At 55.2% G+C, this 23,602-nt stretch carries 25 protein-coding genes and 1 pseudogene; 2 read left to right on the top strand and 24 right to left on the bottom strand.

All coding sequences use genetic code 11. From position 1 onward, the window contains the following. From QFX31_RS08075 to QFX31_RS08065, 3 genes are all read right to left on the bottom strand, one after another. A partial coding sequence (locus QFX31_RS08075; protein WP_348531591.1) for an Ig-like domain-containing protein occupies nucleotides 1-886 on the bottom strand: 886 nt, incomplete at its 3' end. Between the two features lie 249 nt (nucleotides 887-1,135). Beyond that, nucleotides 1,136-1,642 carry a formaldehyde-activating enzyme gene (fae, locus tag QFX31_RS08070; protein WP_348531590.1) on the bottom strand — a complete coding sequence of 169 codons (507 nt, stop codon included), beginning with the start codon at nucleotides 1,640-1,642 and terminating at the stop codon, nucleotides 1,136-1,138. A gap of 140 nt (nucleotides 1,643-1,782) precedes the next feature. Next, nucleotides 1,783-1,971 carry an RNA chaperone Hfq gene (locus tag QFX31_RS08065; RefSeq protein ID WP_297759522.1) on the bottom strand — a complete coding sequence of 63 codons (189 nt, stop codon included), beginning with the start codon at nucleotides 1,969-1,971 and terminating at the stop codon, nucleotides 1,783-1,785. A 129-nt stretch (nucleotides 1,972-2,100) separates the two neighbouring features. On the opposite strand from QFX31_RS08065, the gene QFX31_RS08060 reads away from it, so the two are divergent. Continuing rightward, a complete protein-coding gene (locus QFX31_RS08060; protein WP_348531593.1) occupies nucleotides 2,101-3,222 on the top strand; it encodes an ORC1-type DNA replication protein in 1,122 nt (373 codons plus the stop codon). A 110-nt stretch (nucleotides 3,223-3,332) separates the two neighbouring features. Here QFX31_RS08060 and QFX31_RS08055 read toward each other — a convergent pair whose 3' ends face one another. The 16 genes and pseudogenes from QFX31_RS08055 to QFX31_RS07980 form a co-directional block, all read right to left on the bottom strand. Then, nucleotides 3,333-4,175, bottom strand: coding sequence for a methanogenesis marker 8 protein (locus QFX31_RS08055; protein WP_348531592.1), 843 nt, complete (start codon nucleotides 4,173-4,175; stop codon nucleotides 3,333-3,335). Further along, entirely contained in the window at nucleotides 4,175-4,873 is a 699-nt protein-coding gene (gene alaXM, locus QFX31_RS08050; RefSeq protein ID WP_348531589.1) for an alanyl-tRNA editing protein AlaXM, read from the bottom strand. Before alaXM ends, QFX31_RS08055 begins: the two co-directional genes overlap by 1 nt. Before the next feature lie 203 nt (nucleotides 4,874-5,076). Beyond that, complete coding sequence (locus QFX31_RS08045; protein WP_175265945.1) at nucleotides 5,077-5,265, bottom strand: hypothetical protein; 189 nt, start codon at nucleotides 5,263-5,265, stop codon at nucleotides 5,077-5,079. A 2-nt stretch (nucleotides 5,266-5,267) separates the two neighbouring features. Further along, the gene (locus tag QFX31_RS08040; protein ID WP_348531588.1) at nucleotides 5,268-5,957 is read right to left on the bottom strand and encodes a V-type ATP synthase subunit D; all 690 of its coding nucleotides are present in this window, start codon (nucleotides 5,955-5,957) and stop codon (nucleotides 5,268-5,270) included. Nucleotides 5,958-5,961: 4 nt separating this feature from the next. Beyond that, nucleotides 5,962-7,353: a V-type ATP synthase subunit B gene (locus QFX31_RS08035; protein WP_324302374.1), complete on the bottom strand. Its 1,392-nt coding sequence runs from the start codon at nucleotides 7,351-7,353 to the stop codon at nucleotides 5,962-5,964. An 11-nt stretch (nucleotides 7,354-7,364) separates the two neighbouring features. Further along, on the bottom strand, nucleotides 7,365-9,095 hold the full coding sequence (locus tag QFX31_RS08030; protein WP_348531587.1) for a V-type ATP synthase subunit A: 1,731 nt from the start codon (nucleotides 9,093-9,095) through the stop codon (nucleotides 7,365-7,367). After that, entirely contained in the window at nucleotides 9,086-9,385 is a 300-nt protein-coding gene (locus tag QFX31_RS08025; protein WP_011696755.1) for a V-type ATP synthase subunit F, read from the bottom strand. Before QFX31_RS08025 ends, QFX31_RS08030 begins: the two co-directional genes overlap by 10 nt. Then, nucleotides 9,385-10,434 (bottom strand): V-type ATP synthase subunit C, encoded by a 1,050-nt coding sequence (locus QFX31_RS08020; protein ID WP_348531586.1) that lies wholly within the window; start codon nucleotides 10,432-10,434, stop codon nucleotides 9,385-9,387. Before QFX31_RS08020 ends, QFX31_RS08025 begins: the two co-directional genes overlap by 1 nt. 5 nt (nucleotides 10,435-10,439) lie before the next feature. Further along, nucleotides 10,440-10,988 carry a V-type ATP synthase subunit E gene (locus tag QFX31_RS08015; RefSeq protein WP_348531585.1) on the bottom strand — a complete coding sequence of 183 codons (549 nt, stop codon included), beginning with the start codon at nucleotides 10,986-10,988 and terminating at the stop codon, nucleotides 10,440-10,442. Nucleotides 10,989-11,016: 28 nt separating this feature from the next. Then, nucleotides 11,017-11,274, bottom strand: a complete 258-nt coding sequence (locus QFX31_RS08010) for a H+-transporting two-sector ATPase C subunit (RefSeq protein WP_011696758.1) — start codon at nucleotides 11,272-11,274, stop codon at nucleotides 11,017-11,019. A gap of 53 nt (nucleotides 11,275-11,327) precedes the next feature. Beyond that, a complete protein-coding gene (locus QFX31_RS08005) occupies nucleotides 11,328-13,352 on the bottom strand; it encodes a V-type ATP synthase subunit I (protein WP_348531584.1) in 2,025 nt (674 codons plus the stop codon). Next, nucleotides 13,345-13,671: an ATP synthase archaeal subunit H gene (ahaH, locus tag QFX31_RS08000; RefSeq protein ID WP_348531583.1), complete on the bottom strand. Its 327-nt coding sequence runs from the start codon at nucleotides 13,669-13,671 to the stop codon at nucleotides 13,345-13,347. The genes QFX31_RS08005 and ahaH overlap by 8 nt, the downstream gene beginning before the upstream one ends. A gap of 122 nt (nucleotides 13,672-13,793) precedes the next feature. Continuing rightward, nucleotides 13,794-14,975, bottom strand: a pseudogene (locus QFX31_RS07995) (RuBisCO large subunit C-terminal-like domain-containing protein); the annotation flags it as partial. A 294-nt stretch (nucleotides 14,976-15,269) separates the two neighbouring features. Next, the gene (locus tag QFX31_RS07990) at nucleotides 15,270-16,544 is read right to left on the bottom strand and encodes a hypothetical protein (protein ID WP_348531582.1); all 1,275 of its coding nucleotides are present in this window, start codon (nucleotides 16,542-16,544) and stop codon (nucleotides 15,270-15,272) included. A gap of 188 nt (nucleotides 16,545-16,732) precedes the next feature. After that, complete coding sequence (locus tag QFX31_RS07985) at nucleotides 16,733-16,942, bottom strand: hypothetical protein (protein ID WP_348531581.1); 210 nt, start codon at nucleotides 16,940-16,942, stop codon at nucleotides 16,733-16,735. A gap of 205 nt (nucleotides 16,943-17,147) precedes the next feature. Beyond that, entirely contained in the window at nucleotides 17,148-19,289 is a 2,142-nt protein-coding gene (locus QFX31_RS07980; RefSeq protein WP_348531580.1) for an ATP-dependent DNA helicase, read from the bottom strand. A gap of 116 nt (nucleotides 19,290-19,405) precedes the next feature. Here QFX31_RS07980 and QFX31_RS07975 point away from each other — a divergent pair, with 116 nt between their 5' ends. Continuing rightward, nucleotides 19,406-19,558, top strand: coding sequence for a hypothetical protein (locus QFX31_RS07975; RefSeq protein ID WP_348531579.1), 153 nt, complete (start codon nucleotides 19,406-19,408; stop codon nucleotides 19,556-19,558). 330 nt (nucleotides 19,559-19,888) lie between these two features. On the opposite strand, the gene crn3 is transcribed toward QFX31_RS07975, so the two are convergent. From crn3 to cmr4, 5 genes are read right to left on the bottom strand one after another with little or no spacing between them, the layout of a single operon-like run. Further along, nucleotides 19,889-20,161 carry a CRISPR-associated ring nuclease Crn3/Csx3 gene (crn3, locus tag QFX31_RS07970; RefSeq protein ID WP_348531578.1) on the bottom strand — a complete coding sequence of 91 codons (273 nt, stop codon included), beginning with the start codon at nucleotides 20,159-20,161 and terminating at the stop codon, nucleotides 19,889-19,891. A 1-nt stretch (nucleotide 20,162) separates the two neighbouring features. Beyond that, on the bottom strand, nucleotides 20,163-21,368 hold the full coding sequence (locus tag QFX31_RS07965) for a DUF1887 family CARF protein (protein WP_348531577.1): 1,206 nt from the start codon (nucleotides 21,366-21,368) through the stop codon (nucleotides 20,163-20,165). Continuing rightward, nucleotides 21,365-22,402: a type III-B CRISPR module RAMP protein Cmr6 gene (cmr6, locus tag QFX31_RS07960; protein ID WP_348531576.1), complete on the bottom strand. Its 1,038-nt coding sequence runs from the start codon at nucleotides 22,400-22,402 to the stop codon at nucleotides 21,365-21,367. The genes QFX31_RS07965 and cmr6 overlap by 4 nt, the downstream gene beginning before the upstream one ends. Further along, nucleotides 22,399-22,782, bottom strand: a complete 384-nt coding sequence (gene cmr5 / locus QFX31_RS07955; RefSeq protein ID WP_348531575.1) for a type III-B CRISPR module-associated protein Cmr5 — start codon at nucleotides 22,780-22,782, stop codon at nucleotides 22,399-22,401. The genes cmr6 and cmr5 overlap by 4 nt, the downstream gene beginning before the upstream one ends. After that, nucleotides 22,779-23,597, bottom strand: coding sequence for a type III-B CRISPR module RAMP protein Cmr4 (gene cmr4 / locus QFX31_RS07950; protein ID WP_348531574.1), 819 nt, complete (start codon nucleotides 23,595-23,597; stop codon nucleotides 22,779-22,781). Before cmr4 ends, cmr5 begins: the two co-directional genes overlap by 4 nt. Between the last annotated feature and the right edge of the window lie 5 nt (nucleotides 23,598-23,602).

Here is a 23,602-nt window from a genome sequence, read left to right as displayed (position 1 = left end):
AGAACTGGTACTGAAGCGCATCTCCATCAGGATCTGATGCACTCGCACTCCACATGACCACTGTACCGGCAACCTGTGGAGGCTCAGGAGATGCAAACAGGCCCATCACCTGTGGCGGACGGTTCGGCATGAGTATCGTGTACGGAGCTGATGTCGATACCGGCTCATTAACACCGTCTCTGACAGCAACCGTCACACTGTGAGATCCTGCTTCTACCTCAGTCGTCGACCATGCCCATGTGTTATCAGACGACCAGTCCCTCACAACGTTGCCATCGAGCAAGAACTGGTACTGAAGCGCATCTCCATCAGGATCTGATGCACTCGCACTCCACATGACCACTGTACCGGCAACCTGTGGAGGCTCAGGAGATGCAAACAGGCCCATCACCTGTGGCGGACGGTTCGGTGGAACCGGACGATTGATGACATATCTGGCTGTTTCTTTTACATCATAACCATCATCCAGATCCTCATATCCATCTCTCACACGAACCTCGATCTCGTTGGAGCCAACATCCTTCTCAGATGTCCTCCAAACCCATCTCGGCTCGGTTATCCAGCCGGTCATATCCTTCCAGCTGTCTCCTGTCGCCGGACCTTTCAGGAGAAACATGTACTCCAGCACATCACCATCTGGATCGATTGCACTTACGATCCATTTCACCTCCACACCCGCATCCTGCGGGCTCTGCGGATCACTTACAAATGACGTTATAGCTGGAGGCTGATTCCCGGCAAGATCCGGCCCGATAAAACCGGGCTCCTGCCCAGATGCAGACACGATCAGGAATATGCCGAATATGATCGAGATCGTGACCATAAGAACTCGATCTGCATTCCTGCTGCTGCAAATTTTATCATACAACGAAATCATCTCGCTCATAATTCCCCTGCCGATCATCCAATCCGTCACTCTCCTGCCCGCTCAGAGGTTCGCACCTCAAGCAAGGATGGAGACTGACCGGCTTAAGTAGCTAATTTTCATGTAGGGCTTCCATTACTCGATTTGCTGATATCTATGAGTGATATGAATCATTTGTAGATCACATATAGCTCATGGAGATCTTCACAATCCATGCAGCTCGTTTCTGGTGATCTGCATCAGAGAAGCGCTGATATCAGACGCATGTTATCATGCGAATGGGTGTCTTGCAGTATCCTTCCTGAAGAGGATCTCATCGACCCTGGGCTCAGATCGAACTGCTCTCTTTATTGCCATCTTCGTCGCGAGGTAGTTGTTCTCGTAGATCTTCTTCTTGTCTTCTGCATCCCACTCGATGAATACAGAGACCACTATGAGAATATCCTCGACCTTCTCCCTGGGTATAACCCCCTCCGCGACGCTGTCCATCACGGCTTTTGCGACCGCTGCCTGAGCCGGTCCGAACATCAGTGCCGCCTGCCTTGCATTCTTGATCGTCACCTTGTTCACGATCATAGTCGATGGCTTTGCGGGCAGATTCGGCTCCAGAACCGCGAGAAGTGGCGTGTGACCCATTCGCGGTGATGCCAGCGATGTGACAAATGCATCATCAACCGCCCCGCCCTTCGGCCCTATGACCAGATCGATATGCGCAACCTCAGGCCCATCCCCAACCAGCGCCTCCCCAACTAAAGTCCTGCTGAAATCCTGAGACAACAAACCACTCCCTTGAAACCCTTTATAACGATCTGGTACGCTGATAGAATATTAACTTATGCTGCAAGTTCTCTGAGGCCCTGATGTTATAAACGCCGGGCTCTGAGCCCCAGCTGCATACCGTGGATTCCCCGGACATCTCAGTCCAGGATTCCCTTCGGGACCTCTATGCTGGCGATGGCGTGCTTGAAGAGCAGATATGTCCTGGGCCCGGCATCGAGCACTATCTCGTATGCGTTGAACGAGACAAGCTTACCGCTCAGCGGCCTGCCGTCGTTCATCCTTATCATCACCTGCTGGCCCCTAAGCTTCGGCAGGAACTGCGGCATCTTGGTCTTCGATTCTTCCTGCTCCTGCGCTCCAGCCTGTGTATCTGTCGTATATGCTCCCTCCTTTGTGAGAACTCTTTCAATGCACAGGCATATATATAGTTGTTCTCGAATAGTGGATTGAAGCAGATGAAAGATGACATGCTTCTCTGGGACGAGACGCTCTTCAAGGACCCTGAGGTCTTCGAGCTGGACTATGTGCCGGAGCAATTCGATCACAGAGAGGCTCAGATGAAGAGCCTGAGGTTCTGCGTGCGTCCAGCCATTCGTGGAGCCAGGCCTGTGAACGCGCTCTGCATGGGCCCACCTGGCACGGGAAAGACCACCGCGATAATAAAGCTCTTCGAGGAGCTGGAGAAGCATACGAGAAGCGTGATCCCTGTCCATATAAACTGCCAGATAGCCGGGACACGGTACAGCATCTTCTCGAAGATATACAAGAAGATCTTTGGAGTCACCCCTCCCTCAAGCGGCATCTCCTTCAAGCACCTCTTCGATAAAATAGCAAATGAGCTCGCATCCAGGGGAGTCGTTCTGATTGTGGCTCTGGACGATGTAAGCTATCTCTTTCCCGAGAAGGAGATTGATCACATACTATACACGCTTCTCAGATCTCATGAGTCGCTGCCCGGATTCAGGGCGGGTGTGATAGCTGCACACAGCGAGCCCTCCATGAAGTACATCCTCGATCCCAGAGTTGAGTCCGTCTTCAGGCCTGAGGAGATAATGTTTCCGCACTACAAAAGAGATGAGATATTCGCGATACTCTCCCGAAGGGCTCAGCTCGGATTCTATCCAGGTGTTCTCTCCCAGGATGTGCTTGATGCTGTGGTGGATCTAACCGCAGAATCCGGCGATCTCAGGGTGGGGATAGACCTGCTCAAGCGCGCTGGAATGGAAGCGGAGAGAAGAGCGTCCAGGAGCATATCAGAGGATGATGTGAGAAAGGCGTTCGGGAGTTCCAGGTTCCTGCATCTCGAGCATGCGATAAGATCGCTGAGCAGGGACGAGAGAGCTCTGCTGAGGATAATCGCAGAGCAGCCCGAAGGTAAAGCGCAGTCCGGCGAGCTTTACAGCGTATACCGTGAGATCGCAGATGCAGGCTACACGAAGTTTTACGGGATCCTGAGGAGGCTGGAGGCGCTGAGGCTTGTAGAGACAAGCTTCACTGGATCAGGCATGAGGGGAAGAAGCAGGATCATACGCCTTAGGTATGATCCAGCAGAGGTGCTCGCAAGAGTCGGACTGTAATCCACTTTCCGCACTGCCTTTGACGAAAGGCCGGTCACCGATGCCTCCACAGGCTCATCCCATGTGCCAAGGATAGATCGACGAAGACCGGAGCTCGCGCCCATAGAGCCTCACACCAGTGGCCTGGGCTGCTTCTGCTCAGGCAGAACCGGCAGGGGCATCGTGTTTATGAGTAGGGGCTGCTCCACATCCTTCGCGCGCTCGACGAGAAGCTCCTTTCCCCACCTGGTCAGGCCGAAGAGGGGCACCGCGGTCCCGACCTGCACGAGTGGCCTCACTAGCTCACGGATATGCTTCGATGCGCACCCCGTTACTATATCAGCAGTGGATAGAAGCCGCTCGGCATCATCCCTTGATATGCCGGTCAGATGTACCCCCACAATCAGTATCCTGCAGCCGGTCTCCTGCTCCAGCTCTCTCAGCTTGAATGCAGTTTCTGCATCTGTGACCGTGACCGCGAATCTCCTGTACCTCTGAGATGCAATTCTCGCGCCCTCGAGCTGATCGATCCTCGCATCCTTGGGAGAGAGCACAATGCCGCCCTTCCGCTCGATGTACTCTATGACCTCCGGTATCGGCTCGGTCTCCAGGAGGCCGGAGATCCAGCCACCCATGCCCTGGACCAGCGATGGGGAATCTGATATAACCGTGCCTGCCCCATCACAAACAGTGACCGCTGCCTCGATCAGCCCCCGGGCTATGCCTGTCATCATGGTCTCAGAGGCGCCGAAGCTCACGAAGGTCTTCATCTCGAGCTTCCGCCTGGGCGTGAACATCCCGTGCTCTCTCATGCGGAACTCAGCATTCCTGGCAGCAGCCTCGGATGTTATCCTCTTTATTCCCCGGACCTTGTCGAAAAGAGGGCACCACTCTATGAGCGGCTCTGTGGTCTCAACCACCTGCTCGTCCTTAATCTTCACCCTGCATCTTCCGAGAAGCTCCATTATGTGCATCATCCCACCAGCTCGAAGTAAACCCTTCTGTTGCTCTTTCCCTTGTTCTCCGCCTTAACCAATCGTATCTCCCTGATCTCTGAGGTGTTCCTGACATGCATGCCCCCGCATGCCTGCAGATCCACACCCTCGATCTCAATGACCCTCACGCTCTCCCTCTCCGGAACGTTTTTCGCAAGCCTTACGAGATCCGGGATCTCCATCGCCTCATCTCTGGTCATCAACCTCACCCTTACCGGATGACCCTCTTTTATGAGATCGTTTGCCATTCCCACGTATGTCTCTATCATCGACCTGTCAAACGCCTCGAGGCTGAAGTCAACCCGTGACCTGTCAGTGTCGATCTGGTTCCCGGTTATCAGCGCTCCGGTCTCTCTGAATATCACCGCGCTCAGGATGTGGCATGCCGTATGGCTACGCATGATCCTGTACCTCCGCGTCCAGTCTATCTCGCCCCTGACCTCTTCTCCGGGAGAGAGCCCCTGAGCGCGATGGCATATGCCATGCTCTGACGGCTCAACACCCTCAACTCTGAACACCTGATCGACTCTGATCAGAATTCCCAAATCCGATGGCTGACCTCCGGATCTCGGATAGAATGCGGTCCTGTCTAGATAAACTCCTGTGTCATCAACATCAATGACGACTGCATCAAAGCTGCGCAGGTAGCTGTCATCCAGATAAAGAGCCTGAGTCATGAGAGTGAGATATCAGTATGTTGGAGAAATCGGTTTCCCTCCGTATGATTCTGCAAATATGCTGCGATCGCAGCTCACTCGATCAAAAGGTATGCCGGTACAGAGATGCCGGAAAGAAAGAACCCCCAAGTCATAAAAAACGCCGTTCCAGAAAGCATACAACCATTGCGTGATCCAGGCAGATCCCGCTGAGGCAACAGCAGCTAAAGCTCACCGCTCCTGATCGCGTCCCAGAGCGCGTGAAGGTGCTCTCCGTAGAGAATATAAATTAATATGAATACCCCGAGAATCACGTAGAGGTTGGAGATGTACACCAGCCACTGCAGCAACCTCATCTTCTTCTCGGGGGTTCCAAACCACTCCTTTGCCTTGCGCTCGGCCCATCCGGTCATGCTTATGTGGCAGCCTCGGCAGCTGCTTTGGCCGCCTTTTCAGCCTCCTCAGCCTTTGCGCGCTTCTGAGCCTTCGCCTTCAGCTTCTTCAGCCTGACTATGTTGTCCCTGTCCATCTCCTCCAGCGCGAAGCCTATGAACCTGATGGTGTCCTTGATATCGGGTATGACCTTGAATTCGAGAGCGTTGACACGCCTCTTGGTCTTCTCGATATCATCTATGAGCTTCATGAGCGAGGTCTCGACCTCTGCTGCTGTGATTATCTTGTCCACCAGGCTCTCATAGGCATCTGCAGCCTCATCTATGGCGGCGCTTGTTCCTATGATACCGTATCCTCGCTCGTACATCTTCTTGTGCACGGCCTCTGCGGATATCTTGGGAACGACAACGCCCATGATGTTTCTGGACTGCAGATCCACGACAGGCTCCTTCTGCAGGGCAAAGGCCACGCTCTTTATTGCTATGGTGCCATCCGCGGCCTTCGCCATGCTGAGCCTCTGCTCCGCCCGGATGTAATCCTGGACGAGCTCTTGCCGTATCGTCTTCGCCCTGTTCAGCACCTCAAAAAATTCGATCATGAGGCCGTCGCGCTTCATCTTGAGGAGCTCGTGACCAGTCTGTGCCACCTTAATCCTTCTTCGAAGGGCGATGAGCACTGCCCTGGTCGGCTTTGTCCCTCTTATTACGGCCATGATCTCACTCTTTCTTTGCGGTGCCTGCGTACTTCGGATGGTACTTCTTGATGTACTTGTCGTCGATCCTGGTGAGCATCGTCTCAGGCAGCATCGAGAGGAGCTCCCACCCGATGGTGAGGGTCTCTATGATGGACCTGTCCTCATCCCTGCCCTGGTTGACGAACCTGCGCTCGAACTGGTCGGCGAACTCCAGGATGAGCTTGTCGCGCTCAGAGAGAGCCTCCTTACCGACGATCGCAGCGAGGCCCCTCAGATCGCAGCCCTCTGCGTAGTACGCGTAGAGCTGATCCGACACAGCCCTGTGATCCTCCCTGGTGTGTCCGGCGCCGATTCCTGAGTTCATCAGCCTGCTCAGGGACGGGCGGATGTCGATTGGCGGATATATGCCCTTCCTGTGGAGCTCACGCGATACGATGAGCTGGCCCTCTGTGATGTATCCTGAGAGATCCGGAATCGGGTGGGTGATGTCGTCGCCTGGCATCGTGAGGATCGGGAACTGTGTGATCGACCCCTTCTTGCCCTTTATGATCCCGGCGCGCTCGTAGTTCGTGGCAAGGTCTGTGTACATGTAACCCGGATAGCCGCGGCGTCCGGGAACCTCCTCTCGGGCAGCTCCCATCTGCCTCAGGGACTCGCAGTAGTTGGTCATGTCTGTGTAGATGACCAGCACGTGCATGTCCAGATCGAACGCCAGGTACTCAGCCGTTGTCAGGCCGAGCTTCGGAGTCAGGAGCCTCTCGACGGCCGGATCATCTGCCAGGTTGAGGAAGATCACAGCCCTCTCGAGAGCGCCTGTCCTCTCGAAGTCTGCCATGAAGTGCTGGGCCTCCTCGTTTGTGATGCCCATGGCGCAGAAGACCACCGCGAACTGCTCTGCCTCACCCAGGACCTTTGCCTGACGGGCGATCTGAAGGGCGACATCGTTGTGCGGGAGACCTGCACCTGAGAAGATGGGCAGCTTCTGCCCCCTCACAAGGGTGTTGGTCCCGTCAATGGTCGAGATGCCTGTCTGGATGAAAGCCCTTGGCTTCTCCCTCGAGGCAGGGTTTATTGCAGCCCCGATGATCTCGCGCTCCACCTCTGGTACGATGGGTGGCCCGCCATCCCTCGGCCTGCCGGAGCCGGAGAGGACCCTCCCTATGATGCTCGGAGAGAGCGGCATCTTGATGACGTCTCCAGTGAATCTCACGGAGCTATCCTTTGAGAGGCCACCGGTACCCTCGAAGACCTGGACGACGACGATCTCATCCGAGGTGTCCAGGACCTGGCCTCTCTTCACCTCACCGCTGGCCGTCCTGATCTCGACGAGCTCACCGTAGCCTACCGGCTCGGTCTTCTCGACGAACACCAGGGGTCCAGAGATCTCGGTTATAGTCTTGTATTCCTTGGTCATTGGCAACCCCCTTACTTCAGAGCCTCGAACTCGGCCTTCATCTGGTCCATGACCTTCTTGAGCTCGGGCTCGTAGTCCTCAACCATCTTGAGCTTGGCTAGTGCGTCTTTGGAGGGTACGCTCTTGATCTGATCGACCGCTACACCCCTGCGGAGAGCATCGAATGCGTAGTCTCTGTACGTCAGTATCGCCTTCAGGAGATCATACTGCTTCTTGTACGGGCAGAATGTATCCACCGGGTGGAACGCGCTCTGCGCCAGCCAGAAGTTGATGATCATCCTGGCAACCTCGAGCGTCAGCTGCTGATCCTCGGGCAGCGCATCCGAGCCGACCAGCATGACGATCTCCTCGAGCTCGGCGTTCTCCTGCAGTATCGCCATCGCTCTCCTCTTCAGCTGGTTCCAGTCAGGAGCGACGTTCTCAGCATACCAGCTCTCCAGATCCTTCTCGTACAGCGAGTACGAATCGAGCCAGTTGATCGACGGGAAGTGCCTGCGCTGTGTAAGTCTGGAGTCGAGCGCCCAGAAGACCTTCACTATACGGAGCGTGTTCTGTGTCACAGGCTCTGTGAAGTCTCCGCCGGGTGGCGATACAGCGCCCACGACCGCGACCGAGCCCTCTCCACCGGCCAGGATCTCGGCCCTTCCAGCGCGCTCGTAGAAGTCGGCAAGCCTTGCAGCGAGATACGCCGGGTAGCCCTCCTCACCAGGCATCTCCTCAAGCCTCGAGGCGAGCTCTCTCATGGCCTCTGCCCATCTCGATGTCGAGTCCGCGGTCATCAGCACATCGTATCCCATGTCTCTGTAGTACTCCGCTGTGGTCATCCCTGTGTAGATCGACGCCTCGCGAGCCGCGACTGGCATGTTGGATGTGTTGGCGTAGACGATCGACCTCTCGAGCAGCGGCCTGTTCGTCCTCGGATCCACCAGCTCGGGGAACTCGTGGAGCAGATCTGCCATCTCATTGCCGCGCTCGCCGCATCCGACGTAGATGACTATATCGACGTCGGACCACTTTGAGAGCGTCTGCTGCATGACAGTCTTGCCCGTGCCGAATCCACCGGGGATGGCTGCGGTTCCGCCCTTTGCCAGCGGGAAGAACCCATCGATAACTCTCTGTCCGGTCCTCAGCGGGATCGTCGGAGGCAGCTTCCTCACAACAGGACGTGCCTGGCGGACAGGCCACTTCTGGAGCATCGTGAGCTGTGAGCCATCCTCGAGCACACAGACAGTCTCCTCGACCGTGAAGTTCCCGCTGTAAATCTCCTTGACTACCCCACCCTTGTGCTTCGGTGGGACCATGATCTTGTGCTTGATCAGGAGCTGCTCCTGGACGACACCTATGGGCTGTCCGGGCTTTACCTTATCGCCCTTCTTCACCAGGGGCTGGAACTCCCACTTCTTCTTGTGATCTACACCATCGACGAAGAGGCCTCTGCTGATGAAGTCTCCAGACCTCTCGGCCAGCAGGGGAAGCGGTCTCTGAACGCCGTCGTAGATCTGAGTGAGGATGCCAGGACCAAGCTGGGCCATCAGAGGCCCTCCGGTCTCCTTGACCGGCTCACCAGGCTTGATACCCGAGGTATCCTCGTATACCTGGATGATGTGCTTATCTCCGGAAATGCCGATGACCTCACTCATCAGGCCTTCCTCGCCGACCAGAACCAGGTCGTACATCGAAGCCTTCAGACCAACGGCCTGCACGACCGGTCCGGCGACTCTCTTTACTCTTCCTACTTCCATAAATCGACACCTATTGCCCTTTTAATCTTCTCTCTCATCTCTGTGCTTTGCTCGGTTCCGATAGCGATAACAGTAGGCCTAACGGAGTTAGATAAGGTCGACTGCAGCCTCTTAGGAAGCCTGTTATAGTCATTCTGGTGCAGGACCAGAATTCCCACATTCGGATCAGCCATTACCTCATTTATCTTGTTTATCAGCTCCTCTTCCGAGGTGGCCTCGTAGGCTTTCTTGATCCCTGCGAGGCTGAATCCGATGACCGCATCACTATTACCTATAACTGCAATCTCCATTATGCCACCACCATCTGCTCCTCGATTAGCTCGTTGGGCAGTCCAGCCTCCTTACCTCTGACGATCTTCCTGATGTTGGCAACCTCTGTCTCCTTTGTGACTATGTAGCCAAGCACAGGCAGGATCGACAGCGGATGGTAGTTGGAGAGAGACCAGGCATATCTTATGAGATAGGCCTTCAGTCTTGCCTCTATTCTGCTCACGCCATCGAGGTCTGCGGTCGCCACATCTGAGATTGCGCTCCAGAACGGATAGCCCTCGAGCCCTCTGACGAAATCCGCGTAGGGCTGTCCTGCCATCCGGCTCAGCTCCTCGCTGAGCTTGCCGCCAGGTATCAGGTTCTCCTGAACGATGCCGGCCTCGATTCCAGCCTTGTTCATGCGGAAGAGGGTTATGAGGTTCTTGATATCGATCTCTCTCCTCACGTACTTGAGAAGGAGACCGCCGCCGACTGACAGCGTTCCGCCCACAGCGCGCTCCATTCTGAAGTAATAGAGCTTGTCAAGGGCGTTCTCCACAGAGGCGAGGAACTTCCCATCGTACTTGGAGAGAGCCTCAGCGAAGTCCGTGCCCTCGAATGCTGCTATGACATCGTTGATCGAGTCCTTCTTGGCAAGCCCCTCCAGGAACTCCCTGTCCAGCTCACCAGCCGGCACTATGTACTTCATTATCTCAGAGTCGCTGGCGCCATAGAACTTCCCGCGGAGGATCGTCTTTATGTTCCAGATGTCCCAGCGCCTCAGGTACTCCAGTATCAGGAACTGGGGCTCATCTATCGAGACCTCAAGGAGCTTCCTGTAGGTCTTTGCCAGGTTTGCAAAGGTCGCATGCTCGATCAGCTCTGCACCGGAGTAGTCCTTGGCCAGAGCATCGATCTCCTCCTTGTACTGGGTCTCTTCGAGGTATCTTGCAATCTCTGGTATATCCATGTTAAGCATTCTGGCATACATCTCGTTGGGTATGAGCTTTGTCTTCATCGCTCTTACCCTGCCCGTGATGTATGCGTACTTCACCGGTTTTCCGAACTTCGGCAAACGTAGTACTGGCATCGCTCTCACCCGAACAGGAGCTTGGAGACCTCTTTGACCTTGGCGTTGAATATATCCCGCGCTAGAGTCTCATATGAGAGATCGAACCTCACTGACCCGTCCTTGCTCTCGACCACCACGCCACCGATTATATCCAGCGTGCCTCCGTAGTTGGGGACAAGAGAGGATACAAAGGCCTGATCTCTCTTGCTGGAGTAGACCTTCATATCCTTGAGATCATAGGGCTCCAGGAGCTTCTTTATCAGAGCCTCGTTCTTGTCCTTGGGCAGCTTTGCGACCCCCTCGAGGAACTTCGTCCTCACCTGCTCAAGGAGTTCCTTGTGAACGTTCAGCTCAGCCCTCTTGAGCTCCAGGTTTGCGCTGGACATCTCCCTGCGCACAAGAGCCTCTATGTCGTGCTTTGCCTCTGCCTCTTTCCTGGACTTTATATCGGCGGCACGTTCTCTGGCCTCACTAAGTATTCTGGCAACCTCCTGCTCGGCCTCCGCATTTATCTGGGCGACCTTGCTCTTGCTTGTTGCCAGAATATCCTCAACCACTGCATCTAGTGCCATTGCCTCTCACCCTTCTGGATGGGGGTGCTCAGAGTAACGCGGCAAAGGGTGACCAGGCGAACATCAGGATCAGCGAGACGGCAAGCCCGAAGATGATCAGCGTCTCGGGCAGCAGCATCAGGAACAGGCCCTTGCCCAGGAATCCAGGCTCTTCTGCAACGACGCCGACGACGGCGGCTCCGATGCCCTGCTCACCGACACCCGCACCGATACCGGCAAGCCCAGTCGCAAGACCCGCACCAACTGCCAACAGACCGTACATTACTCCCGCATCCGTTATAGCCATATTCCTCAAACCTCCTTACTATTATTATAACCATTCAATTTCTGTTCGTCCTATTATACCTTCAGATACCTCCGGACGTGTCCGAAGGGACTGTATTCAACTCCACCACCATGCTGGCTGTAGAACTTGGTGAACATCTCGACGTAATGCAACCTCAGGGGGTGCATGAACGGAGACAGTATACCAAGCAGCAGGTTGATGAAGTGCACCACAAGCAGCACGATGACTCCCACGATGTAAGCGACCATCGTGAGGTGCTCACCGCCGCTGAGCATCGGCATGATGACGCCAAAGGCCAGCTTGTTGGCCGCAAATGCAACACCAACTGATGCGAGGCCAATGGCCAGAAGCCTCAGGTAGGATATCAGGTTGCTCACATAGAACGGCAGATGTGTGGCACCCATCACACCCTCCGGGCCCATGACCATCATGACGATAGCCACCACAACAAGGAGACCCATGAGATACACCATGGGCATGAAGCCCAGAACCAGGCCGAGAAGCAGCAGCGCAAAAGCCACCTGGAAGATCAGCACCGGAAGCCTCTCGAAATACGCGTGCTTCTTCTCACCATAATTGAGCTCTGTCTTGACGCCGAGTATGGAACCGATTCCACAATGGAGAACACCGATGAAGATACTGACACCGATCAGCATCAGCACCGCATTAGTGGCCAGCCTGTACAGCGGGAACATTCCCATCGGGCCAACCCTGCCAAGCGGACCGAAGACACCCTCGCCGAAGAACCTTCCGGATTCCTCCAGCGCAAGGATCTCCTCATGCGGCAGCTGCCCGAAGATCTTGCCCCACAGGCCCATTGGCCCGAAGATCTCGCCGAAGATCAGGCCGAAGATTATAGACCAGACGCTTGCGATCATCACGATGTTGATCAGCTGTGTCCATCCCTCAGTTCTGAACTTCTTCTTCAGCATCATGAGCACGAGTATTATCATGATGCCGTATCCGACGTCGCCGAGGATCATCCCGAACATTATCGGGAAGAACACGAATATCAGAAGCGTCGGATCGAACTCCTTGTACTCAGGTATCGCGAAAAGCCTGGTGATGAGCTCGTAAGGCTTCACGATCCCGGGGTTCTCGATCTTCGTGGGTATATCCTCGCCCTTCTTCTCGACCAGCTCCTCCATCTCGCTCTCAGAGAGTTTCTCAACGTGTATTCTGCCGCCGGTTGTGCTCTCAAGCGCGCTCTTGAGCTTATCATAGTCCGCTGACGGAACGTAGCCATCTATGACAAACGCGTTCTCGCTTGTTGCAAACCTGAGAGGCGCATCGGTCTTCTGGGTCTGGATGCTCAGGTACTCATCCGCAGCGAGTATGATGTCCTCATACTGCTTCTTCAGATCCTTGAGCTTCTTCTGCAGTGGCTCCTTCTCGGACTCCAGCCGCTTTATCTCCGCCTCCAGTGTGGCTATGGCCACATCGGGAGCTCCGGTAAGCTTTGGAACCGAGATCTCTGCAAACCCATGCTCGGCAAGGATTGCCTGAACCTCAGAGGCCTTTTCAACGGGCACGAACACCGCGACCACCGTGGTGTTCTTGAAGCTCCCTGTGAAGACCTCGCTCTTGGGAGCGACCTTTGCTACATCGGCGTCAACTGCGGACTCAACCGTTCCCACGAAGACCGCCAGGGTCTCATAGCCTGAGTACAGCTCTATGGGCAGGTCGATCGCCGCCAGTGGCCGAAGCGCATTGATCTGATCCTGCTTTGATTTGACCTCAGCCTCGATCGCAGTTATGCGCTCATAGGTAGAGGTCACATCATTCGCAAGCCTTCCCAGCAGATCGTCCATCTGGGATACTATCTGGGACTCCGCAAACCTGACATCGGGAGCCTTTGGCTTTATATCCAGATATCTCTCAATCGATCTGAGCTTTATGAGGTTCTCGGAGAACTCCTTGCCCTTGCCCATCGTCTTGCCCTGCTCAAAATAGTCTGCACCACCTGTGTAGTTGACGATGTGCATGAGGTTGAGCTCATGGAGCTTCTCCACCACAGACTCCATCACATTCTTCGACCCGGCGACGACTACACGGCTCATCTCAACGGGTCTAAGCATGCAACAACCCCATAAACTCCTTTAGCATGTATTCAACCGCCTTGTCCAGTTTTGCGCTTGCACTAGACCTCAAGGCATCGACCTTTCGCATGCCCTCGCTAATAACCGATTGCTTCTTGGCCTTAACTTCGCCCTCCGCCTTGGCGAGTTCCTTCTCGTAGAAGGCCTGTGCTTCGGATTCGGCTGTACGCACTATGTTCGCTGCTTCGGTAGTGGCATCAGCGATGCGTTTTTCCTTCTCCTGCAAGGCCTGCTGGACACTGGCCTTCGCATCCGCCTCTGCCTGCTTGATTCTCGACAAGATCTCGTGTCTCGCCATCTGATCCCTCACTACATCCATGCTGTTTTTCAAACAGCGCGCGTCGCTTGACTCGTGACAGACTGTCAATCCATCCCCATCTACGAATATAAAACCTTCGGTTTCACTTCCATGGGAGGAGCTCAAACACCCCATCGCTCAAGCGCACGCTCGAGCTCCTTATGACTCTTCGCATACTCCCTCACCGGCACGCCGCTCAGCCACGCCTCAACCGCCTGCACCATGGCCCTCGCTCCGGCGGTAGTCCCATCGGGATGACCATGTACGCCACCGCCAGCCTGCACTATGCAGTCCATACCGTAGCCATCCAGGTTGCCTGCGACCTTCCCGGGATGTATGCCGCCTGAAGCCACAGGGAATACCCTCTTAAGGCCATACCACTCCCCACGCAAGGCATCTCTGCACTGGTTGTTCTCCTCGACATCGCTGGCCATTTTGCCAACATAGCTGCCGGTGTGCAGGTTGGTGCCTCCCGCCATCCTCACGAGCTTCGCTATGACAAGCATCGATATTCCATGCGCTCTGTCCCTGGTAATCGCTCCGTGCATTGTTCTGTGCACATGTATCGGCAGATCCACTCCCCTTGCGAGCGCCTCGAGCGCTGAGAAGCCAGCTGTCAGGACATCGATCATGAGCATGTTCGCGCCCCGGTCGATCGCCCTCTCCGCCCTCTCAAGGATTGTATCAGCGCCAGCTGTGACGTTGACAGCGTAGAACGCCCTCTTCCCGGTCTCGCTCTCGACCCTGTCGAGCTCGGCCATGACCTCCTCGACCCTCTCCTCCATCGGGCAGAATCTCTGGTCTGTGAGCGTCTCATCGTCCTTGACGAGATCAAGGCCGCCCCTCACAGCAGCCCCAGCGACCTCGGCTGTCTGCCTGGGGTTCAGCCCGACCTTGGGCTTGACGATAGTGCCGACAAGAGGCCGATCATGCACGTTGATGATACTCCTCGCCTCCTCTATCCCGAACTTCGGTCCGCTGTGCGCCCTGACCAGCGACTCCGGAAAATCAACATCGAGGAGCCGGACCTTCTTCAGAGCCTCCAGACCGAAGAGGTTGCCCGCTATAACAGAGAGATACTGCGGTATGTTCCCCGGCTCGAAAAGCTCAACGGGGAACTCAATCTCCACAGTATTGCCATTTATCGATAGAACCCTGGCTGCAAGATCGCTCTCAGCTCCCCTCACCTCGGTCCATGTCCCCGTCGACTGCTCAGCAGCTATCGCCTCAGCAGCTTTTCTCAGGGGAAGATCAGTCTCGACGCGGTAGCGCGCCACAACATCTCTGTGCATCTTCTTCCACCCTTTCTGATGATAATGAACTGCGCCGCAGGGAGATCCTCCTTCGGGCGTCCTCGACGCTCTCCCTCAGCTCCATAAAATCCTCAAAGCACCCCATACCCAGATGTATCGCGGTGCGGATGCTTTTATAGTTGCCGATTCGGCTCAGATCAAGAATTCAGTAAAAATAAAAATAGTTGATCTAATTGATGGTCTGCTCACGAGTATGCCAGCGTGGCGATGTGATCTGGTGAATGTGATCAGCAACTTGCTTTCATGAGCTGAAGTTGGCAAACACACATGGTCGATTTATCGCTATTACCAGTGCTCTGGTGCCAGGAAATCGAAGCAGCAGCAAGATACGGCAAAGGCTTTATGTTCATCACCGCTACCAGTGGCGTAGTGGTACAGCTCATGGAGAAGTGTCAGGGCGTCTGCATCACTATCAAGGCATACAGAAACCCAGTTGCAGTCGGGATGTCTACTAGAGTGGAACGTCATCCCGTAAACCCCATCGTCGCAGAGCGCATGCCTGTCTGCAGGAAGTGTGCCCGGCCTGTACCCTCTTGGAAGCGTGTACGGTTTAATATATATCAAGACGTTCTCCATAGCACTGAGAATATCATCGGCCAGACTGCCAGTTCCAACACGTCCACTCAGGTAATCCATGTCATCGAACTCGGGGAACATGAAGTCTCTGGCACGATCGGGAAGCTCGCCCCTCTCGATCCTCTCCTCTATCGTTCTGTTCCAATCCTCAACGAACTCCGGCAGATCCGCAAGGGCATTGGACCTGAGTCGCGCCTCGATATCCTCCAGGAAACTCCTGATGGTGCCCAGCTCATCAGTATGTATTGTTCCTCCAGCCGGACATCTTGCGTTATGGTAGCCCACACTGGCTGTGTAATAGATGGTCTCATGCTCATACACCTCCCCATCCGCATTGCGCGCATGCAATGTCTGAGTGATTGTGGGACCTGGAGTGTAGATGTACGAGTTGCTCGGTGGCGTAACATGGGGGGAGCACTCCCAGCCACCCCCGGCTGTAAATGATCCGGGCTCCAGAACCTCTGCGTCTGGAGAAGTGATGTAGTCTTCCATCACATCAGCACCAGTGATCTCCCAGCTCAGCTCAACCTCTCCCGTGTTTTTCGGCACCGATGTCCCGGGCTTCACAGCCCTCATTGTGATAACAGGCGGACTGTTGCCCTTCATGGCATGCTGTTCCTGCTCTGTGGTCTCCATGCAGTGGAGCTCAGTCACAAAGATCGGAGACCGTGTCTCCACGATCGTATTAGCGATCAATACCTTCTTTTTGCTCTTCGGGTCCTTGCTCCAAAGCCGGATCGCGGCTGTATGCCTCCCATTGAGAGCTATCGGCCAGCCGATATTCATTTTTCCGAACCTGTACGGGATCCTTGCATAGCCATTCGCTTTAATTTTGAGTGTTCTGTACTTTTCAGGTACGGATAACGCCTTACTGCCCGCAAGCTCGACCGACAGCGTGAGGTCTTTTTTGCCGGTGTTTTTTAAAAGCAACGCGTTCGAGCTCTTCGTGATCGTGAGCCCTCTCAGCTGAGATGAAACTTCCATCATAAATTTACCATTTACCTCAAAATATAAGTAATTTTGGAAGGTTGCTTCCTAAACCCAGTGCAATAAAAATGTGTGCCGAAAGGGTGAGAGCGTTTGAGATGCGGGCTGGTTTCGTTCAAACAATCTGACAGAGGTAGTTACCTCCATGTCATGACAACCCTTCTCAACCGATGACATACTGAACCTCACGCCACCTCTCTCTGCAAGACCAGTGTGGCAGCTGCGAATGACAGTGTGAAGAAAACGACCAGTGCCATCCGGATCTCCAGCGAGACTGTGAGATCCGGCGTGCCGTAGACCTTGTAGTAGTCATCCCCGAACATCTCCGGAGGCACCGGAGCGCCTGTCTCCGCTGCTGTGGGGATCCAGGAGCACATGAGCAGAGCAAATGTCATGAAGGCCAGGAAATGGAGTCCTGAATGAAATGATGCAGTTGCTGCATGCTGCCTGTGGATACCACGGGAAGTAACCGGCGGAATGAGAGCGATGCAGATAACAAAAAGGCCGATCAAAATCCTCGTGAGCAGGCAGCAGCCCGGCCTATTGCCGGGAGCACTGGCAAAATCACTCACCGCAACCGGTCGCAGCATATGACCATGCTCATCCGTTTTTTGAGCATGCAAACGTCTCCCCCCACTCTCTCAGCTTCTCTCTTATCAGAAGCCTGCACCTCTCAGGATCTGCCATCACCATCTCACCCTGAACCCACTCCGGCAGATACATCCTGACGCCTCCCAGACCCCTGGATGCGAACCTGCTGTCGCACAGGAGTATGACACCCCTCTCGCTCTCCGCCCTTATGACCCTGCCAGCGGCCTGGAGCCCGCGGTTGATTGCTGGAAGAGTGTAAGCTATCAGCGTGCCCCGCTTCTTGCCGTACTTTTGGGTGTAATAGGAGATGACCTCCTTCTGGATCTCATCGAATACTGAGAGGGGTAGACCGACAACAGCCACCCCGTTGAGAGCCTCGCCCTTGTAGTCTATGCCCTCCGCGAGCTTTCCTCCAGAGACCCCCAGCAGCACAGCGCCCGCGCTCCTGCCGGCCCTGAAGAACTCCTCCAGGATCTTAGGGATATCCTCTGCGGATCTGGGCTCTGTGAAGACCCGCTTGCCTGCGCCGCGTGCGAACCTGGCGCACGCATCCCTGTACGAGGCCATCATCGGGTAGGATGTGAAGAACACCGCGACGTTTCCAGGCACCTCCTCTATCAGGGCGCTGATGTATCCGGATATCAGGTTCCTGTTCTCCGGGTTCTCCCTTGCGCTGAGCTGTGTAGTCGCCCTGTCAGCTGCTATGATCAGGCGGTTGCTCTGGGGAAATGGATTCGGCAGGGAGATCTTTCTGGCTCTGCCTGGCTCGCCGAGACAGTAGAGCTCATATGCATCGATCGGCGAGAGGGTGCCGCTGAGCATCAGTGTTGCATTGACGTTATCGACAACCCTTCTTATGACAGGCGCGGGATCGATCTTCGTCACCTCCAGGCGGGTCCACCTCCTCTCTCCTGATGATGTAGTCACGATCTTTCTCTGGTATGAAGGGTCATGCTCAGCCTCCTCGACCTCTCTGAGGAAGAGGACCATCGTGGCTAGGCTGGGCTGTATGTCCCCATACAGTGTTTCGTGATCGCTCTCTGCAAGCTTCATCTCCGCGATCGCAACCGCCACATCACTCAAATATGAGAGAGCGAGATCTATATCGTCGATTCCATCGTACACATACTGCCTGAAGAGCTCGCCATCGAGAAGCGTCTCCCCATCCTTCGATCTTGCTTCCCTGGCTGTGATGAACCTCTGGATTCTCGGTATTAGATGTCTGGCCGTCTTCAGACCCTCTCTGCGCCAGTCGTGATGCTCCTCCCCAAGCTTCGCCTGGCCCAGAGCCTTCTCGAACCTGTTGATCTCGCGCTCCGCCAGCTCCAGGATCCTGGGCGTGAGCACGCGGGTGTTCATCTCCCTCACAGAGTCGCCCAGGTTGTGGGCCTCGTCCACAATCACTGTCATGCGGTCTGCCTCAAGACCGAGCCACTGGATTATCGCGTCCTGGAAATCCGGGCTGAAGAGGTGATGGTAGTTCAAAATGGTGATGTCACTGCTCTTCGCATGCAGAGACATCACCTCATAAGGGCATACGCCCCTGCAGGTCTTCTCGAGGGCATCAACAGGCACGATCCTCCTGCTCATCCTCTCTGCAGCATCCACAGCTGCCGATGAGGACCTGAAGTAAACCTTCCCGTTGATCTCAAACGCCTCTTTGCTTCTCAGGTAGTAAGGGCAGACAGTTCTCTCCCCAGGAGGCTCATCCGGTATCTCGTCCCTGGAGGGATCGTAGACATCATTATGTCCCCTCTCCAGCCTGGAGGCCATGTAGTTCTTCGAGCCCTCTCTGAGCCTCATGCACGCGTAGTAGATGCTCTCCCCCCAGATCTCAGATGCAAGGGGGCATGCCTTCTGCTTTCCTATCAGATACGAGACCGTGGGCCTGTGTCTTGTTTTCGACCAGATCCTGTTTATCTCATCGAGATAAACCCCTATCTGGCTCACGGTCCTGACCGCCACCACGATCTTTCCTGGAGCGGCTGCAAGTGCCGCTGATATGCAGCTCGTCTTTCCTGAGCCTGTGGGCGCATCTATCATCAGAACGCCGTGGCCGCCTGTGGAGACAACATCGTAGACAGCGTCGAGCATCTCATCCTGATGCGGGCGCAGCGATGGATAGGGGATGTAGTCGAGATACACAGCCACAGTGTGGACCTTCTCGGAGATAAAAGCTTGGCTGCACGAGTTCTGCCGCTCGTCACACAATGAGAGCACCAGCGGAACTGCACGCGCTCAGCGCACCGTACTGGAAAGCTTAATAAATGTTGGTGAAAATAACAATGAACGGTGGAAAAATGACCCATCACGAGAAAAAGGAAGAGGAGAAGCAGGAAGAGGGCGCCAAGGTTGAGCCTGTAAAGCCTGGCGAGAAGCGTGGCGGCAAGAAGAAGGGGCTTCTTGATACATGTGTATGATCAGAACCCTACCCCTCGAGGGTAGGGGCTGATGTTTCTGTGAATCCTCCATACCTGAGGGGCAGGGATTTACGGTTCTCCTGCATGTCGGGAGATTCAGGGATCGGGTTTTTCTGCAAAGCTCTTATGTATCCAGCAACTCGGATGTTATGCAAGTCGGTTGCTGGAACCACTCATTCAATCATCACAAATGCATAGCATTATCACTATTTCTCCGGGCAAGTTATCAGATGGATAAGAGCAAACAGGGATTGAAATATGGCGACATAGGCGTAGCTTGCTGTTTGCAGCTCATGTCGAAGAGCGAGTTCCAGGAAAGCAGGGATGTGACTACGGCAGCGTCACATCGATGACCTGGCCGGGGCGGTAGGCAGGACTGTGAGACACGACGATGACCGCGCCGAGGCGGGGATCAAAAAAAGCGATTGCCGCCGCAGGAGATCCGTGGAGGAGATGGAGGGCGAGGCCGTAGCGCCATATCGGCGCCCGCCCCTCCACGACGACAAGCGAGCCGCGAGGAATCGGTGGCAGTGGCGGCAGCGGCTCGTCCGGCGCGATCGGCGAATCGACGCCGATGTGGTAAAAGACAATTTTTTCCATCATATCAACCACCCAGGAAGACCTGCGCCACTTTCGCATTCAGCTGCGCATCACCTGCGAGGTACATGCGCGCAAGCTCTGCAACCCTTCTCGGATCGATGATCGTGCACCCATAAAGCCTGGATCTGTTCTCCAGATGCTCCTTGACCTTCCCTGTACCAGAATCGATAACATTTTCTGAGGTCGTGACAAGATACGATTGAACACGGAGGGCTCCAAGCTGCCTCCGTATCGCCTCGATCTTGTACAGCGTATCGCTCCCCTCCCTGTCATGCTCCTGTCCGCCGGTCTTGCATTCCACGATCCTGAGGGACTGATCCGTCATGAATGCGACATCCAGATCGTTCTGGAGCATTTCATTCTTCCTCTCGATCTGCAAACCCAGATGCACATCCCAGGCACGATCAAGCCCCTTCAGCAATCCCCAGGTGAATACCTCAAGCCATCCGCCCGTGAGGAACCTGACAGCGTACTTATCAAGAGCGCCTGTGAAACGCTCGCCATCACATGCCAGTGCGAAGCTCGATGCGATCATCTCGCGCAAATGATCATCGCTCAGGAAGAGACCATCTGCCTCAGAGATCTCCAGCCCTCTGTCCCTGCCCTTCCGATCGTTCGAGATCCTCGATAAATTCGCCAGAAATCCCAGAACTGCGCCGTTCTGGCTCCTCGCCGCGATCTCTGCCGCGAGACCGAGCCACCTCTCGCTCCTCATCTCGTTCTCCTTCATCTTCTCATATTTGAGCACATCAAAGCCATAGCCTGCGAGGAACTCTGCAACAGTCGTCCTGTGCCTCAGAGGTATGTCCGCTCCAAGAGAGAAGTCGATCGCCTTTGACTGATCTGATGCGGAGATGTAGATTATCCTGGAGTTTTCCTTATGCCTGAAGAACTCATACGCCCCTATGCTCATCGGCTTAGTGCCGCCGGTGATGTTCACAACCCACTCAGCATCTCTGTACTTCCTGTAAACCCCCTCCAGCGCCTTCTCCGTCTCCTCTATGGAATCGCCATCCTTCAGCGGCACTATCTCATGCCTCGTGAAATAATCACGGCCGCCGATCGCAAGGGCCTTCAGGAAGTTGTTCGCAGCATCCTTCTTTCGCATCCCCTCGGTCTCAAGCAGCACGAGAATATCCGGCTCCAGCTCGTGAACGCCCAGAAGGTTCGGAACATGCTGCTCGCTGATCAGGCAGAGCATGGCTTTCATTTTTCCCTCTCGTACTCCTTGTAGCGGTTAATCGCCTTTTTCAGTTCTTTTGTGGGGGGATTTTCCCAGAGCCCCTTTGTCTGGTAGAGCCTCTTGATCTCCTGTAAGGCAGATAGCTTCAGCTCCTGACCCTCAATCTTCTCCCATTCATCTTTAAGCATCTTGTAGCTCTTGTTGACAAGATCTTCCACGCTCATTCTTTTTTCCTCAGCGAGACTCTCCAGCCACTCGCGCCCGGGTGTCCTGGTCTCTGGCGGTTTTGACTCTGCGGTCTCTGTATCTTGAGAGAGAAACCTGCCGTACCCGACCGCGGTCTTCGCGCCCGCGCCTGCAAACTCCAGCGCCTCCTTCAGCCACACCATCACCTTCTCGCATTCCTCAGAGCCGTTCTTTCTCGGGATGACCCCGAAGAGGAACTCCTGTCCCTCAGCGACAGCTAGGAACGGTATCGGCACAGGGCTGTGCCAGTCCGCGGGAGGTTCTCTCCCCTGGTAGTATGGCGCGTAATGGGGCGTCATTATCTCTGCCTTCAGCTTCACAGGTTGTCTCGGGAGCGCATCCAGGAAGACCACAGATCCCACACCGCCTGAGCTCTCCGGTTCTTCTCCGAAGATCCTCTTGATCTCCTCACCGTTCACCTTCTTCCAGATGCTCGCCCAGGACCTCACCAACCCCTTCACAGATGATCCGGGGAGGTACGGCACGCCGAGGGTGTGGTGCCATGCGAAGCCGTTCTCCACAGGGTGGCTCCGGCCGAGGCCTGTGACGAAGGGCGCAGTGGTCCTGAAGAACATGAACTTTCCGCCTGAATTTGAGATCAGCGATTTCACACGCTCCTGCATCTCCGTGAGAAGATCTGCATCTCCAACATCCTCATTCAGAACTGTTTCGATCCACTCCTGCTTTCCGCGATCTCCGAGGCTGCTGAAATCATTGTTCCACACGTCGCAGAACTTGTCGTACCAGAGCCCTGCGTTTCCGCCGCTGAGCACAGGCTCAGAGGTGGTTCTGTAAAGAGGTCTTGGCGTGATCACACCTCCTTCTCCAGGAAGGCCTGGCTGAACTTCTTCAGCCACTCGAGGTACGCCAGCGCCTCAGCCTGTGCGAGAACATACCGATCCTGCTCCCCTTTGACAATCGCAGCCATCAGGTCCTTCTCAGAGTATATTCCCCGCTTGTGGATCCAGTCAGAGACCAGATCGTAGAGCTTTTCGTGGGCGGACTTGTCCTCTTCCCTCTCCGCCCGTCCGGCAGCAGCAAGCTCGCTGGCCATCGCCTGGCCCAGGCCGTTCATCACGATGGCCGCAGGAAGACGCTCCACGTAGCTCCGGAACTTGGATGCACAGCTTTTGTTCCTGATGGAGTTCACGGCATCCAGGGCATGGGCCGCTCGCTCCTGCTCCAGGCTCCTCATCTCCCCTCACCCTTCTCCAGGATCTTCACAGCGAACCACCCCATGCCGACGGTCTCGTTTCCGCCGAGCTGGAGGTAGGGGTTGTCCTGAAACATCGATTTCAACCTCTCCAGCGCGCCATCCCTGCGCTCGAATACCATCGCGTACATCAGCGTGTCCGGAGCGAGCGACTCCTCGTACCAGAGATTCTTGCTCTTCTTGTTCTCATCCAGCCTGTTCCTTGCGGCCACAGGCAGCCCGTAGCTCGCGAACCACTGGAAATCATCATCGCTGATTATCACAAGCTGCTTATCGAGCCTGGATGCGGTCTTCTGATGGAGAATCATCTTCTCCAGCGCAGCCCTTACCGGCTTCAGTTTCTCATCCATACCGTCTACCCGCCGGAACTCCCTTTCCTCCAGGAAGAGATGATCCCCACTCCAGATCGCCTCCCCCTTTTTGACGCTCACAACCTCAAATCCATCAGAGAGACCACAGAGCTTCAGATCCCTGCTCAGCCTCTCCAGGATGTGAGGACAGGTGATCCATTTGTAGGGACCGGTGAGGCTTCTCACAGGGAGCAGGAGAAGCCTGGCATCCGATACCAGTATATCCCCGGCCCTGTCCTCGGTGCCGAAGATAGATTTACAGATGGATTCATCCAACCCACTCTCCCTGGCCGTGTCCCTCAGCGCGCCCTTGAGGCTGGATCCAGCTATAACCGGATAGCCGGTCACAGCCTCTCTCGCCACCGGCAGATCCACAAAGCCCTCAGACCTGCCTGCACCTGAATGTATGTTAGTCTCAGCAAGCATTCCGAGCATCATGCCCTTCATAACCA

Origin of the sequence: Methanothrix sp., assembly GCF_030055635.1 — an archaeon.
Classification (GTDB): Archaea; Halobacteriota; Methanosarcinia; order Methanotrichales; family Methanotrichaceae; genus Methanothrix_B.
This window is presented reverse-complemented; position numbering and strand designations above follow the sequence as displayed.

Bases quoted from the DNA above. Each gene is read 5' to 3' on its own strand.
- QFX31_RS08025 (WP_011696755.1), bottom strand. From the start codon at position 9,385: ATGGAGATTGCAGTTATAGGTAATAGTGATGCGGTCATCGGATTCAGC.
- alaXM (WP_348531589.1), bottom strand. From the start codon at position 4,873: ATGACTCAGGCTCTTTATCTGGATGACAGCTACCTGCGCAGCTTTGAT.
- QFX31_RS08055 (WP_348531592.1), bottom strand. From the start codon at position 4,175: ATGCACATAATGGAGCTTCTCGGAAGATGCAGGGTGAAGATTAAGGAC.
- cmr5 (WP_348531575.1), bottom strand. From the start codon at position 22,782: ATGAGGAGCCTGGAGCAGGAGCGAGCGGCCCATGCCCTGGATGCCGTG.
- QFX31_RS08015 (WP_348531585.1), bottom strand. From the start codon at position 10,988: ATGGCACTAGATGCAGTGGTTGAGGATATTCTGGCAACAAGCAAGAGC.
- cmr4 (WP_348531574.1), bottom strand. From the start codon at position 23,597: ATGAAGGGCATGATGCTCGGAATGCTTGCTGAGACTAACATACATTCA.
- QFX31_RS07990 (WP_348531582.1), bottom strand. From the start codon at position 16,544: ATGGAAGTTTCATCTCAGCTGAGAGGGCTCACGATCACGAAGAGCTCG.
- QFX31_RS08040 (WP_348531588.1), bottom strand. From the start codon at position 5,957: ATGGCCGTAATAAGAGGGACAAAGCCGACCAGGGCAGTGCTCATCGCC.
- QFX31_RS08065 (WP_297759522.1), bottom strand. From the start codon at position 1,971: ATGCCGCAGTTCCTGCCGAAGCTTAGGGGCCAGCAGGTGATGATAAGG.
- QFX31_RS07965 (WP_348531577.1), bottom strand. From the start codon at position 21,368: ATGAAAGCCATGCTCTGCCTGATCAGCGAGCAGCATGTTCCGAACCTT.
- QFX31_RS08045 (WP_175265945.1), bottom strand. From the start codon at position 5,265: ATGACCGGATGGGCCGAGCGCAAGGCAAAGGAGTGGTTTGGAACCCCC.
- QFX31_RS08010 (WP_011696758.1), bottom strand. From the start codon at position 11,274: ATGGCTATAACGGATGCGGGAGTAATGTACGGTCTGTTGGCAGTTGGT.
- ahaH (WP_348531583.1), bottom strand. From the start codon at position 13,671: ATGGCGAGACACGAGATCTTGTCGAGAATCAAGCAGGCAGAGGCGGAT.
- QFX31_RS08005 (WP_348531584.1), bottom strand. From the start codon at position 13,352: ATGCTTAGACCCGTTGAGATGAGCCGTGTAGTCGTCGCCGGGTCGAAG.
- crn3 (WP_348531578.1), bottom strand. From the start codon at position 20,161: ATGATGGAAAAAATTGTCTTTTACCACATCGGCGTCGATTCGCCGATC.
- QFX31_RS08060 (WP_348531593.1), top strand. From the start codon at position 2,101: ATGAAAGATGACATGCTTCTCTGGGACGAGACGCTCTTCAAGGACCCT.
- QFX31_RS08020 (WP_348531586.1), bottom strand. From the start codon at position 10,434: ATGCCAGTACTACGTTTGCCGAAGTTCGGAAAACCGGTGAAGTACGCA.
- QFX31_RS07985 (WP_348531581.1), bottom strand. From the start codon at position 16,942: ATGACATTTGCTCTGCTCATGTGCTCCTGGATCCCCACAGCAGCGGAG.
- QFX31_RS08035 (WP_324302374.1), bottom strand. From the start codon at position 7,353: ATGACCAAGGAATACAAGACTATAACCGAGATCTCTGGACCCCTGGTG.
- QFX31_RS08030 (WP_348531587.1), bottom strand. From the start codon at position 9,095: ATGGAAGTAGGAAGAGTAAAGAGAGTCGCCGGACCGGTCGTGCAGGCC.
- QFX31_RS07975 (WP_348531579.1), top strand. From the start codon at position 19,406: ATGTTGGTGAAAATAACAATGAACGGTGGAAAAATGACCCATCACGAG.